The sequence below is a fragment of the Streptomyces sp. BR1 genome, assembly GCF_052373795.1.
Taxonomy (GTDB): domain Bacteria; phylum Actinomycetota; class Actinomycetes; order Streptomycetales; family Streptomycetaceae; genus Streptomyces.
This window is the reverse complement of the sequence record NZ_CM126252.1, coordinates 281,592-296,635: the sequence shown is the minus strand read 5'-3', so window position 1 is coordinate 296,635 and position 15,044 is coordinate 281,592. Positions and strand designations below refer to the sequence as shown.

The window sequence follows — 15,044 nt, the reverse complement described above, 5'->3', positions numbered from 1 at the left end:
GGGGCGTCAGATCAGCCGGGACCGGATCAGGAACCGTACCCCTTCCGGCGCCTCCAGGGAGAACCCGCTACCGCGTCCCTCCACCACGTCGACGATCAGCCGGGTGTGCTGCCACACCTTCTGCTGGCTCGCCGAGATCCAGAAGGAGACGGGCTCCTCGACCCCGTCGACGTGGAGTGATTCGAGCAGCACGTCCGAGCCGCCGGTACGGAACTCGCCGTCCGGGTAGCACATGGGCGCGCTGCCGTCGCAGCAGCCGCCCGACTGATGGAACATCAGCGGACCGTGGACCGCCCGCAGCCGCCGCACCAGCTCGGCGGCCGCGGGCGTCAACTCCACGCGCGCGTGAGTCTCGGACATGGGCACCACGCCCCTATGGCGATAGGCGAGTTACGGAATGAACGCGTCGGCCCAAGTCAGGTAAGCAGGTGGGGGGTTGCGGGGACGTTGCAGTGATGCTTAGGGGCAGACTCGGGCTCAGGCCGTCGCCGCTCGGCGGGCCAGGATGCCGACCGCCGCGCGGTTGAGGGTGCGGCCGCGTACGTCGAGGGTGACCTCCGCGAAGCCCGCCTCGACGAGTTCGTCGTGGAGCTGCTCGGGGCTGGTGTTCATCGTGTGGCGGTGGTGGACGATCACCAGGACGCCGCCGGGGCGCAGTACGCGCTGGAGTTCCTTGTAGGCGGCCTGGCGGTCCCAGAGGGTCACGTTGTTCACGGAGATCGCCGAGTCCACGGACGCGTCGGGCAGACCGGTGTTGTCCGCCGTTCCCTCGCGCAGAGTGGCGTGGCCGGTGGCCAGGTGCAGGGCGCAGCGTTCACGGGCCAGGGCGCGCATCGTGTCGGACGGGTCGACGCCGATCGCCCGGCCGCCGGGGGCGACCGCCTCGGCGGCGAGCGCGAGCCCGACCCCGGGGCCGGGGCCGATCTCCAGGACCTGCTTCCCGGGGGCGAGCTCGGCGTGCTCGACCGCCCACGCCTCCTGTTCCGCGTTGCCGCGCGACATGATGGCGCCTCCGATCAGACCGGGTATGCCCCGCGGGCGGCCGAAGATCGGGTCGAGGATCTGCAGGAGCAGAGAGTTCATCTGGTCGGCGTCCAATCCATGGAGAGCAGACGGGGGAAGAGCTGCGTCGGATGGTCTTTTCCGGACCTAGAGGATCGCTGGAGAGCGGCGCCGCCCCGGTCGAGGAGCCCGCCGCACACCCCTCGCGGCGCGCCCCACGCCTCAGCCGTACGTCCAGCGGAGCTCGACCGGTGGTCGAGGCCGCGCGCTGACGGTGACGGGCACATCGGACGGGCCCATCGACAGAAGGTGCGTTATGAGCGGGTTCACTCTCACCGAATTCCGGAAGATCGTGGAGCTCTGCTTCGACGGGGCGGACGCCGCCGCGCTGGACGAGTCGGTCCTGGAGACGGAGTTCGGCGACCTCGGCTACGACTCCCTCGTCGTGTACGAGATCGCCATGCGGGTGCAGGACGACTACCACGTCACCATCCCGGACGAGGCGCTCGACGAACTGCGGACCCCGGGTTCCCTCATCGCCTACGTAGCCACCCGGATCCCGGCGGACCGGTGATCCCCACGCCTTGCGAGGAGTTGCTCCAGTGAGCCGAAGTGTCGCCATCACCGGCATCGGGGTCGTGGCCCCCGGAGGTATCGGGCGGAAGGCGTTCTGGGATCTGCTGATCTCCGGGCGGTCGGCCGGCCGCACCATCTCGTTCTTCGATCCGTCCCGCTTCCGCTCCCAGATGGCCGCGGAAGTGGACTTCGTCCCCGAGCGGTACGGGCTTTCGCCGCGCGAGATCCGGCGGCTCGACCGCGCCGCGCAGTTCGCCGTGGTGAGCGCCCGTGAGTGCCTCGCCGACAGCGGTCTGGAGTTCGCCGCGCTCGACCCCGAGCGCGTCGGTGTCAGCGTCGGCAGCGCCGTCGGGGGCACCACCAGTCTGGAGCGCGAGTACTTGGTGCTCAGCGACAGCGGGCGGCAGTGGGAGGTGGACGGCTCGTATCTCTCGCCGCACCTCTTCGACGCCTTCGTGCCCAGTTCGCTGGCGGCCGAGGTCGCCGCGCTGGTGGGCGCCGAGGGCCCGGCCGCCGTCGTCTCCACCGGCTGCACCTCGGGGCTCGACTCCGTGGGGTACGCGCGCGACCTCATCGCGGAGGGCCGCGCCGATGTGATGCTCGCGGGCGGTACGGACACGCCGATCTCGCCCATCGCCGCCGCCTGCTTCGACGCCATCAAGGCGACCTCGCCCCGCAACTCCGACCCGGAGCACGCCTCCCGGCCCTTCGACCGCACCCGGGACGGCTTCGTGCTTGCCGAGGGCGCCGCCATGCTCGTACTGGAGGAGCTGGAGCACGCCCGGGCCCGGGGCGCGCACATCTACGGCCTGGTCTCCGGCTACGCCTCGCGCTGCAACGCGTACCACATGACCGGGCTCAAGCCGGACGGGCGCGAGATGAGCGAGGCGATCACGGCGGCGCTCACCGAGGCGCGGCTGCCGGGCGACGCCGTGGACTACATCAACGCCCATGGCTCGGGCACCAAGCAGAACGACCGCCATGAGACGGCCGCGTTCAAGCGGGCCCTGGGCGAGCACGCCTACCGGACGCCGGTCAGCTCCATCAAGTCGATGGTGGGGCACTCGCTGGGCGCGATCGGCTCGATCGAGATCGCCGCCTGCGCGCTCGCGATGGAGTTCTCGGTGGTGCCGCCGACCGCGAATCTGCACGAGTCGGACCCGGAGTGCGACCTCGACTACGTACCCAACGAGGCACGCGAGCGGCCGCTCGACACCGTACTGAGTGTGGGCAGCGGATTCGGCGGATTCCAGAGCGCGATGATCCTCTCGCGGGGCGCGGCATGACGGCGCTGTCCGCGCAGGAGGCGCCTGCGAAGCTCGCCGAGGCCGTCGTCACCGGTATCGGCATCGTCGCCCCCAACGGCCTGGGCACCGAGGCGTGGTGGAGCGCGACGCTGCGCGGCGAGAGCGGGATCCAGGCGATCCGCGACTACGACGCCTCCCGCTACCCCTCACCGCTGGCCGGACTCATCACCGGCTTCGACGCGGCCGAGTATCTGCCGGGACGGCTGCTGCCCCAGACGGACCGGGTCACCCGGCTCGCGCTGGCAGCCGCTGACTGGGCACTTGAGGACTCGGGCGCGGACCCGTCGTCGCTGCCCGAGTACGCAACGGGCGTGGTGACATCCAATGCCACCGGCGGATTCGCCTTCACCCACCGCGAGATCCGCAAACTGTGGACCCGGGGCCCGCAACACGTCAGCGTCTACGAGTCGTTCGCCTGGTTCTACGCCGCCAACACCGGCCAGATCTCGATACGCCACGGGCTGCGCGGACCCAGCAGCGTCCTCGTCGCCGAACAGGCCGGCGGGCTCGACGCCCTCGGCCACGCCCGGCGCACTCTGCGCAAGGGCTCGGCCCTCGTGGTCTCGGGAGGAGTCGAATCCGCGCTCGACCCCTGGGGGTTCGTGGCGCACCACTCCAGCGGACGCCTCACGCGCTCCCACGACCCGCGTCGCGCCTATCTGCCCTTCGACGCGGCGGCCAGCGGACACGTACCCGGCGAGGGCGGCGCGATCCTCGTCGTCGAGGACGCGGCACAGGCCCGCGCCAGAGGTGCCCACCAGGTGTACGGGCGTCTCGCGGGCCATGCTTCCACCTTCGACCCGCAACCCGGCTCGGGCCGGCCGCCGGGGCTTGCCCGGGCGGCCCGCCTCGCGCTCGACGACGCCGGACTCGGCCCCGGGGACATCGACGTGGTGTTCGCCGACGCGGCCGGCGTCCCCGCGCTCGACGACGCGGAGGCGGCGGCCATCGAGTCGGTCTTCGGCCCGTACGGCGTCCCCGTCACCGCGCCCAAGACCCTCACCGGGCGGCTCGCGGGCGGCGGCCCGCCGCTGGACGTGGCGGCGGCGCTGCTCTCCGTACGGGACGGGGTGATCCCGCCGACCGCTCACATCGAGCGGCCCGTCCCCGGCCACCGCCTCGACCTGGTACGGGGCGGACCCCGGGACGCCCGCGTGCGCGCGGCGCTCGTCCTGGCCCGGGGACACGGCGGATTCAACTCGGCCGTGGTGGTCACCGCGCCCCAGGACCGGCCCGAACACCGGGACAACGACCGGCGATCGCGAGAGGCGGCCCCCGCATGAACGAGCTGACATTCCTGGAACTCAAGCGCATCCTCGTCGAATGCGCCGGTGAGGAGGAGCAGTCCGACCTCACCGAGGAAGCCCTCGACGCCCTGTTCACCGACCTCGGATACGACTCGCTCGCCGTCCTGGAGACCGCGGCGGAGGTCGGCCGCCGCTACGGGGCCGACCTCAGCGACGAGGACGTGGCCGGCGCGGACACCCCGCGCGCCTTCCTCCGGCTGGTCAACCAGACCCTGTCCGCCGCGGCCTGAGAGGACGACGACGATGACCACCGTAACTCCCTTGTACGGACAGGCACTTGTCACCGGAGCGACGCGCGGGATCGGCCGTTCGGTGGCCCGTACCCTCGCGGAACGCGGCCACCCGGTCTTCCTCTGCGCCCGCGACGAGGCGGCCGTCGCCGCCGAGGTCGCCCACCTCACCGAGCGCGGCTTCACGGCGGCGGGTGCGGCCTGCGACGTGACCTCGCCCGAGCAGGTACGGGCGTGGGTGAAGCGGGCCGTCGAACGGTTCGGCCCGGTCCAAGTGCTCGTGAACAACGCGGGCCGCAGCGGTGGGGGCACCACCGCCGAGCTCTCCGACGAGCTGTGGCACGACGTGATCAACACCAATCTGAACAGCGTCTTCCTGGTGACCCGCGAGGTCCTGACGACCGGCGGGCTGAGCGGCCGCGCGGGCGGACGGGTCATCAACATCGCCTCCACCGGCGGCAAACAGGGTGTCGTCCTCGGTGCCCCCTACTCCGCCTCCAAGCACGGCGTGGTCGGCTTCACCAAGGCACTCGGCCTGGAACTCGCCAGGACGGGCGTCACCGTCAACGCGGTGTGCCCCGGATACGTGGAGACCGAGATGGCGGGCGATGTGCGCCGCCACTACGCGGACCTGTGGAACGTCACCGAGGACGACGTACTCGCGCGCTTCGAGGCGAAGATCCCGCTCGGCCGCTACACCGAACCCGACGAGGTGGCAGCCTTGGTCGGATTCCTGGTCAGCGAGCAGGCGGCGGCCATCACCGCGCAGGCCCTCAACGTCTGCGGCGGCCTTGGCAACTACTGAGGCTCAGGAGGAGTCGAGCATGTCGATCGAGTCAGCCGTCGAGCCCGCCGGGCAGCGCCGCACGGCCGCACCCCTGCGCAGCGCCGAGCACCACGCGGAACTCGCCGCACCCGCGCGCCGCGCCTACCAACTGATCGCCGACGTCACCCGCTGGCCGGTGCTGTTCCCGCCCTGCCTGGCCGCCCGCGTCCTGGAGAGTGACCGGGACTCCGAACGTATCCGGTTGTGGGCCATCGTCGGTACGGACGTGCGGAGTTGGACCTCGCTTCGTCTCTTCGACGAGGAGCGGCTGCGCGTCGACTTCCGCCAGGAGACGCCGAGCCCGCCCGTCGACTGGATGAGCGGCCACTGGCACTTCGAGGAGACGGCCGCGTACCGGTCACGCCTGACGTTGGGCCACGAGTGGTCGGTGTCGGGTAGCCCGGGGGAGGAGCGGCGGATCGCCGAGGCCCTGGAACGCAACAGTCGGGCCGAGATCGAGGCGGTCGCTCAATGGGCCGAACGCCCGTACAAAATAGATGAGTTGGTGTTCTCCGTAAGTGACGAGACCGTCATCAACAGCTCGCCCCAGCAGGTGTACGACTTCCTGTACCGGGCCGACCTGTGGCCGGAGCGGGTGGCGCATGTGGCGGGGCTCGATCTGGAGGAGACCGGGGACGCGGAAGCCGACGGGGCGCTCGTGCAGACGCTCGACATGAAGACCAGGACCGACGACGGCTCGGTGCACGCCACCCAGTCGGTACGGCTCTGTTTCCCCGACGAGCGCATCGCCTACAAGCAGACCACCGTGCCGCGCGGACTGCGCGGGCACAGCGGGGAGTGGGTGATCACCCCGGTGGCGGACGGCACCCGGGTCACGGCCCACCACCAGGTGGCACTCGACCCGGCGGCGGTGGAGGTGGTGTTCGGTCCCGGCACCACGTTGGCCGAGGCGCGACAGCGGGCCGGGGCGCTTCTGAGCGGCAACAGCATGCGCACGCTCGAAAGCTGCCGCCGCAATACGGAGGGCACGTCGGCCGTGGCGGGAGGCGGGGCGCGATGACGCAGGCCGTGCTGCCGCAGAGAACTGCCCGGATGCTGGAGGTCGCGGACGGCGTCCACGCGTATGTCCAGGAGCCGGGCGGCTGGTGCCTGAACAACGCGGGGGTGCTGCTCGACGGGAACCGAGGACCGGTGGTCGTCGACACGGCGGCGACGGAGGCCCGCGCGCTCGCCCTGCGCGCCGCGATCGGGAAGCTCACCGCACGCTCGCCCCGACTGCTGGTCAACACCCACTTCCACGGCGACCACTGTTTCGGCAACGCGCTGGTCGCGGGCCCGCACACGACGATCCTCGCGCACGAGCTCGCCCGCGTCGAAATGGCCGGTGCCGGGCTCGGGCTCATGGGGCTGTGGCCGGACGTCGAGTGGGGCGGCATCGAACTGCGCCTGCCGGACCAGACGTATGACGGTGGCCGGATGGTCCTCCATCTCGGGGAACGTACGGTCGAGCTGCTGTACGTGGGGCCCGCGCACACCACCAACGACACCGTGGTGTGGCTGCCCGAGGAGCGGGTGCTGTTCGCGGGCGATGTGCTGATGCCGGGCTGCACACCGTTCCTGCTCATGGGGTCGCTGCACGGGTATCTGCGGACCATCGAGCGGCTGCGCGCGCTCGGACCCCGTGTCATCGTCGGCGGGCATGGGCCGGTCTGCGGTCCGGAGATCCTCGACGAGACGGCCGGATATCTGCGCTGGCTGCGCCGGACCGCCGAGGAGACCCTCGCCGCCGGACTCGACCCGATCGAGGCGGCACGCGGGCTCGGATCCCACCCGTATGCGGAGTGGCAGGACCCCGAGCGCCTGGTGGGGAATCTGCACCGGGCGTACGTGGAGCTGCGCGGCGGAGCCGAGGGCGAAACCCTCGACGCGGTCGGGATCTTCGGAGAGATGGTGGAGTTCAACGGCGGCCGTCTGCCCGCCTGTTACGCATGATCGAGGAGCTGGTGCCCGAATGGGCGCGGGCGGCCGAGGCCTTTTTCGACCCGCTCGGCGCCGCACCCCACCCGGCCGAGCTGCGGTTTCTAGCGCCCGGCGCAGTGGAGCGGCGGCGCCGGGAGTTCGCCACCGGACGCGCCTGCGCCCGCCGCGCCCTGGCAGCGCTCGGCGCCCCCGCACATGGCCCGTTGCCGCGCGACGCACGGGGCGCACCGGTGTGGCCGAACGGCACGCTCGGCAGCATCACGCACTGCACTGGATACCGCGCGGCTGTGGCGGCCCGCGCAGATGAGGCGTTGGCGCTGGGTGTCGACGCCGAACGGCGGCCCCGACCGCTCTCGGAACGGGCGACCAACGCCATCACAACGGAGTGGGAGGCTCGTCAACTGCTCAGGCTGCAAAGGGAGTTGGGTCACCCCTGGTCGATGCTGTTGTTCAGCGCCAAGGAGGCCGTCTACAAGGCCTGGCATCCCCACGCCCGGCGCCCCTTGTCCTTCCGGGACGCCGAGGTGCGTATCGACCCCGTCGACGAGGGGGGCGGTGTGCTCGCTGTCCGCCCCACCCGCCGCGCACTTCCGGAGCTGAGCGGTGGCTATCGTTTCGAAGACGGGCTGCTGGTGACGGTCGTACACCATGGGCTCACCCGTCCAGTACGGCCAGCGCCTCCTCGAACGCCGTCACATCTGCGGGCCCACCTGTCTCCCGCGCCGGAGCGAGCAGCGGCACGATGAGGCTGGCGCCCCTGCGTACGGCGGGATGGTGGCGTGCGGGGGCGCTCAGGCCGCGGTCGGTGCCGGCGTCCAGGAGCAGCAGCCCGGGCTCGGTTCCCTCGGCGTCCAGGACCGCCTTGAGTGCGGGCCAATACCGTACGGGCAGGGCCAGTTGGTCGGCCCAGAACGACGCGTCCCGGGCCTGCGACGGGGTGACGGGCGCCGCCGTACGGGACGAGATCACCGTGGTGTGCGGTACGCGCGGGCGCAGCCGGGCGAGCTCACGGCCGAACCGCGCGGCCGCCCCCGCCATCGACGGGCTGTGGAACGCGTGTCCGGAGCGCAGCGCCCGTACCGTACGGCCCATGGCGTGGAGCCGTTTGTGCGCCGCTTCCAGTGGTTCGAGCGGACCGGAGAGGATCGTCTGGCGCGGGCCGTTGAGGGCGGCGACGCTCACGGGGCCCAGGTCGTGGGGGAGTTCGTGCGGTGCCGCGGCGACCGCCAGCATCCCGCCGTGGCCGCTGCCATGAAGCGCGCGGGATCGTGCCGCCGTCAACGCCCCCAGATCCGCCGTCCGGTAGACCCCGGCGAGGCACGCCGCCGCGAGCTCCCCGACGCTGTGGCCGAGAAGGAGGTTCGGAGGACGCACCGCCGTACCCACCGCCCGGCCGAGCGCATGCCCCACGGCGAGCAGCAGCGGCTGGGCGACCTCGGCCGTGTCCATGTCCGGGTTGGGCGCAGGGCGCAGCCACTGCTCGGCGAGGCCGGTCCCCGCGCCCCCCGACACGGCGAAGAACTCGTCCATCCGCGCGGTGAATTGGGGCTCGGCCCCGTACAACCCAGCGGCCATACGCTCCCGCTGGGCCCCCTGACCTGGCAGCAGCAGCACGATCCTCCGGCTCTCCACAGCGCCTCCTCCCCGGCCGGGCCGCAAACCCGCCCGCTGGTCTCGTGGCGCAGACGGTGTCGGCGCGGTCTCGATACGAGGTGGACCGATGCTCAAGCGGAACTCGTCGCAGCCGCCCGACAGTCGGCGCACCCACGACCACCCACGACTATTGAGGAGCACCGGATGACGCGTGACAGGACACTCTTCGAGGACGACTTCCGGCAGGGGTTCGACACGGCCGGCCGCTGGCAGGTGCCGCCACTGGAGAAGGCGGTGGTGACCTGCTCGCACGACGGTCTGACCGTGGCACCCGCAGGCGTCGACCATGTCACCGGACAGCCGGTGTTCACGCACTCCGCCGACCACGACGGGGTCGCGTCCGGGATCGGTGACCACATCAAGTGGGTGGCCCTGGTGGGTGGTTCGGGCTCGGGGCGCCAGACGTTCGAGGTGCCCGCCTCCGGTCGGCTCGACTGCTCGATGACCCTGTCGGCGGTCAGCCTGGGCGGCGAGCGGCACCCCTTCGGGGCCGCCGTCGCGGATCCCGACAGCGATGTGCGGCTCGCCACCGCCGTGATGATCACCATGGACCCGGTGAGTCATATCGTCTGCGACTTCGTGCTCACCAACACCCGTGTCTACGCGCTGTACGAGCGGGTCCCGTCGCCCGGTTCGTCGTACGCCGCGTTCTCGTACGCCGTACCGGTCGCAGCCCGTACCCCCGAGCAGTGGCACGGCCTGACGGTCAGGGTCGAGGACGGCGGGAGCCGGGTGGTGTGGCGGGTGGACGGTGGCGAGGTGCTGCGGGTCGGGCGGCTCGGGCACCGGCTGCCCGACCGGCGGCACATGCTGCTCGACCACGGCGGCGAGGAGGGGGAGCCGGTGCGTCTGGGCAGGCTCGTCTGCGGGATCGGGATGCTCACGATGCTGGACGGCGCGGGCCCCGACGGCCGGGGTCTGGTCCGGCTGAATCCGGAGCCCGGCCACTACTTCTCGCCGCGTCAAGGTGCCCCGTACACCCAGGAGTTCGTGGACGGCGAGAGCCTGCCGCGCAGCAGGTCGTGGGGTGCGGGCGCGGTGCTCAACGTGCGCGATGTGGCGGTCCGGACGGCGGTTGACAGCGCGGTCGGAGCTGCATAGATTTGAGTGACTTTGCTTTGAAAGCAAATAGACTGGTGGCGGAGGCCCCCCATGAGTGAACAGCAAGCGGACAGCGGCCTGAGCTGGAACGAGCGGGTCATCAAGGAATTCCGGGCGAACAACGGCCGGGTGGGCGGCATGTTCGAGGGGGCGCCGATGGTGCTGCTGACGACCATGGGCAGGAAGACCGGCAAACCCCACACCAATCCGGCCATCTACTACAAGGACGGCGACCGCTATCTGGTCTTCGCCTCCAACGCGGGCCGGGACAAGAACCCGGACTGGTATCACAACCTCCTGGCAAGTCCCCAGGTCACGCTGGAGATCGGCACCGAGGAGGGCGCCGCCAAGCCCTTCGCCACCCGCGCCGAGGAGCTCAAGGGCGAGGAGCGCGACCGGTATTGGGAGCTCCAGTGCACCCTCGACCCCGGTTTTCGCGACTACGAGTCGAAGACCGACCGGAAGATCCCCGTGGTCGCCCTGCAACCGCTGGACCTCGGCGGGGACAATGAGCGCAGCCGCATGATCGGCCAGCAGCTGATCAAGCACCACAGCGATCTGCGCGGCGAACTGGCCCGCCTGCGCACCGCGATGGAGCAGGCGCTCGGCGGTGACGACACGGACGCGCGTCCCGCCGCCGAGCTCACCGAGCAGTTGCGGGCCCGCTGCCTGACGTACTGCTACGGCTTGCAGATGCACCACATCCGCGAGGACGGCTCGTTCTCCGCCTTCGAGGTCAGGTACCCCCATCTCGTCCCCGCCATCACCAAGTTCCGCGAGCAGCACCACGTGGTCGAGACGGCCCTGGCCGAGTTCGAGGAGGTGCTGGACAAGGGCCTGTCCGGCGACGGCGGCGACCTGGAGCGGCTGCGCGGCGAACTCGACCGCGTGGTGGCGGGCCTGGAGGCCCACTTCGCGTACGAGGAAGAGACCCTGCTGCCCGCCCTGGAGGGCTGATCCGTGCCGGACATGCGCTACACGGTCCTCGGCAAGACGGGCGTCCGCGTCTCCGAACTCGCCCTGGGCACCATGACGTTCGGCGACGACTGGGACTTACCGAAGGAGCTGCCCGGCAGACTCCTTGAGCAGTTCGCCGAGGCGGGCGGCAATGTGATCGACACGTCCAACGAGTACGGGCACGGCTCGGCGGAGTCCGTCATCGGCGAGCTGCTGCGCGGGCGCCGGGACTCCTTCCTGCTCACCACGAAGTACACGCTCCAGATCCGCCCCGGCGATGTGAACGCGGCCGGCAACCACCGCAAGAACCTGGTCGTCTCCCTTGAGGACAGTCTGCGCCGCCTCGGCACCGACCACCTCGACATCTTCTGGGTGCACGCGCGTGACACCCTCACGCCGGTGCCGGAGGTGATGCGGGCCCTGGACGACCAGGTGCGCGCGGGGAAGGTCCTCTATGTGGGCGTGTCCAACTGGCCCGCGTGGGAGATCGCCCAGGCCAACACCCTTGCGGAGCTGAGGGGGTGGACCCCGTTCGCGGCGATGCAGGTCCACTACAACCTTCTGGACCGCACCGTCGAGCGCGAGTTCCTGCCGATGGCGCACGCCTTCGACCTGCCCGCCTTCGCCTGGGGCCCCCTCGCGGACGGGCGGCTGACCGGGAAATACCTCAAGGGCGAGGGCGGCCGCCTCGACAAGGTGCCGTGGGGCAAGCCGCGCGGCGAGGGCGACGACGTGGTGCGCGAGGTCGTCAGGATCGCCGAGGAGGCCGGGCGCACCCCCGCCCAGATCGCCCTCGCCTGGCTCCGCTCACGCCCCGGCACGGTGATCCCCGTGGTCGGCGCCACCTCCGAGCACCAGATGCGCCAGAACCTCGAAAGCGTCGAAGTCACCCTGGATCAGGAGCAGTTGGCGGCACTGGACAAGGTGAGTGCGGTGCCGGCCGGGTATCCGACGACCATGCTCCAGTTCCCGGCCATGACCCGGATGGTGTACGGCGAGCACTGGCAGCGCGTCGACGACCGGCGCACCACCACCGGCCGCGCGGTCGCGGACGACCTGTTCTCCGTACGCCGCTGAGATCCACACGCAGGAGAACGACAGCGCGGGCCCCGTCCTTCTCGGACGGGGCCCGCACGGTTGGACCGGGTCGGGGACCGGCTCAGTCGGTGGTGCTGATCTTGAAGTTGCGCACCTTCAGGGTGACGCCCTGGCCCCAGAGGCGGTTGGACTCCAGGCTCTTGTCGTCGTGGAACTTCTGCGGGGAAGGCGCCCCCTTCGCCGGGTCGAAGTAGAAGCCGGGGGTGTCCTCCAGACGTACCAGACCGGCCTTGTCGCGGTCGTTCGCGCCGCCACCGCCGTCCAGGAGGTTGCCGGTGCCCAGGGCGCACTGCACCGACGACATCTTGACCTGCTCCTGCTTGCCGCCGTGGTCGATCCGCAGGTACTTGCGGTCGAACGCCAGCGTCCCGATGCGGTCGGTGGACAGCACCTTCTTCCCGTTGACCAGCCAGGTCACCCGCTTGCCGCCCTCGTCGTAGCGGACCTGGAGGCGGACCGGCTGACCGGGGACGCGCTTGGCGACCGGCACCGAGTAGTGGAAGGAGGCGTATGTGCTGTTCTCCACGGGCAGCCGCTCGTAGATCGCGTGGACCTCGGTGTTGGTGACCGAGAAGTTGGCCACGGTGTGCGAGGCGTGGTCCACCGTGATCACAGTGGCGCTGGCGAGGCGGGGGTCGGACTGAGGGTCGGTGACCGCCTTGCCGAAGGGGTGGTTCTCGGTGCCGTCCGTCTTCACTGAGAGGTCGGTGGTGCAGCTCCAGGACCCGGTCGCGGGGATCGCGAAGCCGTTCTTCGCGGACTCGCGCGGCTGCGCCACCCACTTGAGGTGGTCGCCGGTGCCGCCGCCGAAGCCGGTGGCGTCCTGGCCGGTCGTCGCGGCGAACGCGGGACGGCCCGTCTTGGCGTTGCGACCCGTCGGCACCACGGTGATCCCGTTGGCGTTGGACGTCACGATGCCGTCGCCCTGGGCGAGTTCACCGGCCGGGGTGTGGGCCTTGCCGAGCAGCCATGTCTGCTGGGCGTCGAAGCCGCTCGCGAAGGTGTCCTGGAACAGCACCTTCTCGGACCGGGGGGTGGCGGCCTGGGCGCCGCCGGTCAGCGTGAGGGCCGTGCACGCGGTGGCGGCCGCCACCACGCCGACCGCGATCCGCCGCGACCGCGCAAAGGGCCGTCGGCCCGCTCCAGCCTCTACGGGCATGAGATCTCCTCCATACATCGAGTCCATACGTCGGGTGCGTACGCGTCGGTGCGTACGCCCCGAGTCCGTACGTCGGTCCGTCTGCCGAGTGCGGCGCAGGCCGGATCGCTGCGCGCCGGGTCACCGTCGCGGCGGGACCTCGATTACCGCTCGAACCGACGAGGGCGCGCGTCGACAGGGGATCCAGCGCTCTTCGAGGTGTGCTGCGAAGCATCCCGCGAGTACGGATCAGTTCTCCCGGACGTCCACGGAAAGGGCGGGACACGCATGGACGGCATGGATCCATACCTTGAGATCTCCGACGAGGTGGCCACGGCGCTTCAGGAGAAGCGGCCCGTGGTCGCCCTGGAGTCCTCCCTGATCACCGCGAGCCCCACGCTCGAACTGGCCCTGGACATCGAGAAGTCGGTGCGCGACGCGGGCGCGGTACCCGCGACGATCGGCATCGCCGACGGCCGCGTCCTGGTGGGCATGGACGTGGAGCGGATCGAGCAGGTCAGGAGCGCCGAGCGGGTGCAGAAGGTGAGCGCCCGCGACCTCGGACTCGCCCTCGCCGGCGGGGGCCTCGGTGCCACCACGGTCGCGGGCACCATCGTGATCGCCGAGCGCGCGGGCATCGAGGTGTTCGCGACCGCGGGCATCGGGGGTGTGCACCGCCGGGCGCAGCAGACCTTCGACATCTCGCCCGACCTGCTCCAGTTCACCCGTACCCGGATGACGGTCGTCTCAGCGGGCGCGAAGAGCATCCTGGACGCGCGGCTGACCGCCGAGTACCTGGAGACGGCGGGCGTGCCGGTGTTGGGCTACGGCACGGACCGGCTGCCGCTCTTCTATGTGCGCGGCGGCGACATCGCCGTCCAGCGCGTCGACGATCTGCGCCTGGCCGCGCGGGCCGTGCGCACCCACTGGGCGGTCAACGGCGGCGGCACGGTGCTGCTGACGGTCCCGGTGGACGAGGCCGACGCGGTCGACGGGGCACTCGTGGAGGAGGCCATCGCGCAGGCGCTGGAGGAGGCGGACCGCACCGGTGTCACGGGCAACCGGGTCAGCCCCTTCCTGATGCGGGCGGTCTCCAAGGCGACCCGGGGCCGCACAGCGGCGGCGGGCCGGTCGGTCCTGCTGGGGACCGCCCGGGTGGCGGGCGAGTTCGCGGTCGGGCTGAGCGCCGAGCGCGCTGCCAAGGAGCAGCGGTGACGGGCGCACCGATGCCGGGTGTACGGGGCCTGGTCCTCGACCTCGACGGCACCCTGGCCGACACCCCGCAGGCCATCGCGACGATCACCTTGAAGGTGCTGGCCGCCCGGGGCGTCGACGCGGACGAGAGCATCGTGCGCCCGCTGATCGGCAAACCGCTGGACCAGAACTTCGCGACGTTGCTCGGGTGCGCGCCCGAGGACGCGGAGGTGGCGGCGGCCGTCGCCGAGTACCAGAGCCAGTTCCGCGCGCATCTCCAGGGGATCGCCCCCGAGGAGCTGGCCTACCCCGATGTGCCGGACGCCCTCCAACACCTGCGTACCCGAGGTGTGTTGCTCGGCCTCGCCACCTCCAAGCCGCGCGGCGCGGCCGAGCGGATGTTGCGCCTGATGGGCGTGTACGAGCTGTTCCACGTCGTGGCCGGGCACGACTCCGTACAGCGTGGCAAGCCCGACCCCGAGATGGCATTGCTCGTCGCCGACGGCCTCGGCCTCACCCCCGCGCAGTGCGTCGTCGTGGGCGACGGCGTCGCCGACGCGGGCATGGGCCGCGCCGCCGGGATGCGGGTGGTCGGGGTGTCGTACGGGGTGGCCGGGGCGGCCGAGCTGATGGCGGCGGGCGCGGAGCGCGTAGTGGACTCCTTCGGTGAACTCACCGTGCTCGTCACCGACCGGGTCTGACCCCAACAACCGT

At 71.3% G+C, this 15,044-nt stretch carries 17 protein-coding genes; 13 read left to right on the top strand and 4 right to left on the bottom strand.

Features of this window, described 5'->3' with window-relative positions:
- Window positions 1-6: 6 nt before the first annotated feature.
- Both ACT1U9_RS01345 and ACT1U9_RS01340 read right to left on the bottom strand, forming a co-directional pair.
- Window positions 7-360, bottom strand: a complete 354-nt coding sequence (locus ACT1U9_RS01345) for a DUF779 domain-containing protein (RefSeq protein ID WP_444536507.1) — start codon at window positions 358-360, stop codon at window positions 7-9.
- Window positions 361-477: 117 nt separating this feature from the next.
- A complete protein-coding gene (locus ACT1U9_RS01340; protein WP_444536506.1) occupies window positions 478-1,083 on the bottom strand; it encodes a class I SAM-dependent methyltransferase in 606 nt (201 codons plus the stop codon).
- A gap of 235 nt (window positions 1,084-1,318) precedes the next feature.
- Here ACT1U9_RS01340 and ACT1U9_RS01335 point away from each other — a divergent pair, with 235 nt between their 5' ends.
- The 8 genes from ACT1U9_RS01335 to ACT1U9_RS01300 are packed head-to-tail and all read left to right on the top strand — an operon-like array spanning window position 1,319 to window position 7,935.
- Window positions 1,319-1,576 (top strand): acyl carrier protein, encoded by a 258-nt coding sequence (locus ACT1U9_RS01335; protein WP_188272776.1) that lies wholly within the window; start codon window positions 1,319-1,321, stop codon window positions 1,574-1,576.
- Between the two features lie 28 nt (window positions 1,577-1,604).
- Window positions 1,605-2,864, top strand: coding sequence for a beta-ketoacyl-[acyl-carrier-protein] synthase family protein (locus ACT1U9_RS01330; RefSeq protein WP_444536505.1), 1,260 nt, complete (start codon window positions 1,605-1,607; stop codon window positions 2,862-2,864).
- On the top strand, window positions 2,861-4,168 hold the full coding sequence (locus tag ACT1U9_RS01325; RefSeq protein ID WP_444536504.1) for a ketosynthase chain-length factor: 1,308 nt from the start codon (window positions 2,861-2,863) through the stop codon (window positions 4,166-4,168). The genes ACT1U9_RS01330 and ACT1U9_RS01325 overlap by 4 nt, the downstream gene beginning before the upstream one ends.
- Window positions 4,165-4,422 carry an acyl carrier protein gene (locus ACT1U9_RS01320; RefSeq protein ID WP_444536503.1) on the top strand — a complete coding sequence of 86 codons (258 nt, stop codon included), beginning with the start codon at window positions 4,165-4,167 and terminating at the stop codon, window positions 4,420-4,422. Before ACT1U9_RS01325 ends, ACT1U9_RS01320 begins: the two co-directional genes overlap by 4 nt.
- A gap of 13 nt (window positions 4,423-4,435) precedes the next feature.
- Window positions 4,436-5,227: a 3-oxoacyl-ACP reductase FabG gene (gene fabG, locus ACT1U9_RS01315; protein ID WP_444536502.1), complete on the top strand. Its 792-nt coding sequence runs from the start codon at window positions 4,436-4,438 to the stop codon at window positions 5,225-5,227.
- 19 nt (window positions 5,228-5,246) lie between these two features.
- The gene (locus ACT1U9_RS01310) at window positions 5,247-6,269 is read left to right on the top strand and encodes an aromatase/cyclase (protein WP_444536501.1); all 1,023 of its coding nucleotides are present in this window, start codon (window positions 5,247-5,249) and stop codon (window positions 6,267-6,269) included.
- On the top strand, window positions 6,266-7,201 hold the full coding sequence (locus ACT1U9_RS01305) for an MBL fold metallo-hydrolase (RefSeq protein ID WP_444536500.1): 936 nt from the start codon (window positions 6,266-6,268) through the stop codon (window positions 7,199-7,201). Before ACT1U9_RS01310 ends, ACT1U9_RS01305 begins: the two co-directional genes overlap by 4 nt.
- On the top strand, window positions 7,198-7,935 hold the full coding sequence (locus ACT1U9_RS01300; protein ID WP_444536499.1) for a 4'-phosphopantetheinyl transferase family protein: 738 nt from the start codon (window positions 7,198-7,200) through the stop codon (window positions 7,933-7,935). Before ACT1U9_RS01305 ends, ACT1U9_RS01300 begins: the two co-directional genes overlap by 4 nt.
- On the opposite strand, the gene ACT1U9_RS01295 is transcribed toward ACT1U9_RS01300, so the two are convergent.
- Window positions 7,844-8,821 carry an acyltransferase domain-containing protein gene (locus ACT1U9_RS01295; RefSeq protein WP_444536498.1) on the bottom strand — a complete coding sequence of 326 codons (978 nt, stop codon included), beginning with the start codon at window positions 8,819-8,821 and terminating at the stop codon, window positions 7,844-7,846. The two genes, ACT1U9_RS01300 and ACT1U9_RS01295, sit on opposite strands and share 92 nt — an antisense overlap.
- A 165-nt stretch (window positions 8,822-8,986) precedes the next feature.
- Between ACT1U9_RS01295 and ACT1U9_RS01290 the strand changes: the two genes are divergently transcribed.
- The 3 genes from ACT1U9_RS01290 to ACT1U9_RS01280 are packed head-to-tail and all read left to right on the top strand — an operon-like array spanning window position 8,987 to window position 11,977.
- Window positions 8,987-9,943, top strand: coding sequence for a DUF6081 family protein (locus tag ACT1U9_RS01290; protein WP_444536497.1), 957 nt, complete (start codon window positions 8,987-8,989; stop codon window positions 9,941-9,943).
- A gap of 51 nt (window positions 9,944-9,994) precedes the next feature.
- Window positions 9,995-10,900 (top strand): nitroreductase/quinone reductase family protein, encoded by a 906-nt coding sequence (locus ACT1U9_RS01285; protein WP_444536496.1) that lies wholly within the window; start codon window positions 9,995-9,997, stop codon window positions 10,898-10,900.
- 12 nt (window positions 10,901-10,912) lie between these two features.
- The gene (locus ACT1U9_RS01280) at window positions 10,913-11,977 is read left to right on the top strand and encodes an aldo/keto reductase (RefSeq protein ID WP_444538973.1); all 1,065 of its coding nucleotides are present in this window, start codon (window positions 10,913-10,915) and stop codon (window positions 11,975-11,977) included.
- Window positions 11,978-12,059: 82 nt separating this feature from the next.
- On the opposite strand, the gene ACT1U9_RS01275 is transcribed toward ACT1U9_RS01280, so the two are convergent.
- A complete protein-coding gene (locus tag ACT1U9_RS01275; protein ID WP_444536495.1) occupies window positions 12,060-13,157 on the bottom strand; it encodes a DUF6081 family protein in 1,098 nt (365 codons plus the stop codon).
- Between the two features lie 276 nt (window positions 13,158-13,433).
- Between ACT1U9_RS01275 and ACT1U9_RS01270 the strand changes: the two genes are divergently transcribed.
- Both ACT1U9_RS01270 and ACT1U9_RS01265 read left to right on the top strand, forming a co-directional pair.
- Window positions 13,434-14,351, top strand: a complete 918-nt coding sequence (locus tag ACT1U9_RS01270; RefSeq protein WP_444536494.1) for a pseudouridine-5'-phosphate glycosidase — start codon at window positions 13,434-13,436, stop codon at window positions 14,349-14,351.
- Complete coding sequence (locus ACT1U9_RS01265) at window positions 14,348-15,031, top strand: HAD family hydrolase (RefSeq protein ID WP_444536493.1); 684 nt, start codon at window positions 14,348-14,350, stop codon at window positions 15,029-15,031. The genes ACT1U9_RS01270 and ACT1U9_RS01265 overlap by 4 nt, the downstream gene beginning before the upstream one ends.
- The last annotated feature ends 13 nt before the right edge of the window (window positions 15,032-15,044 follow it).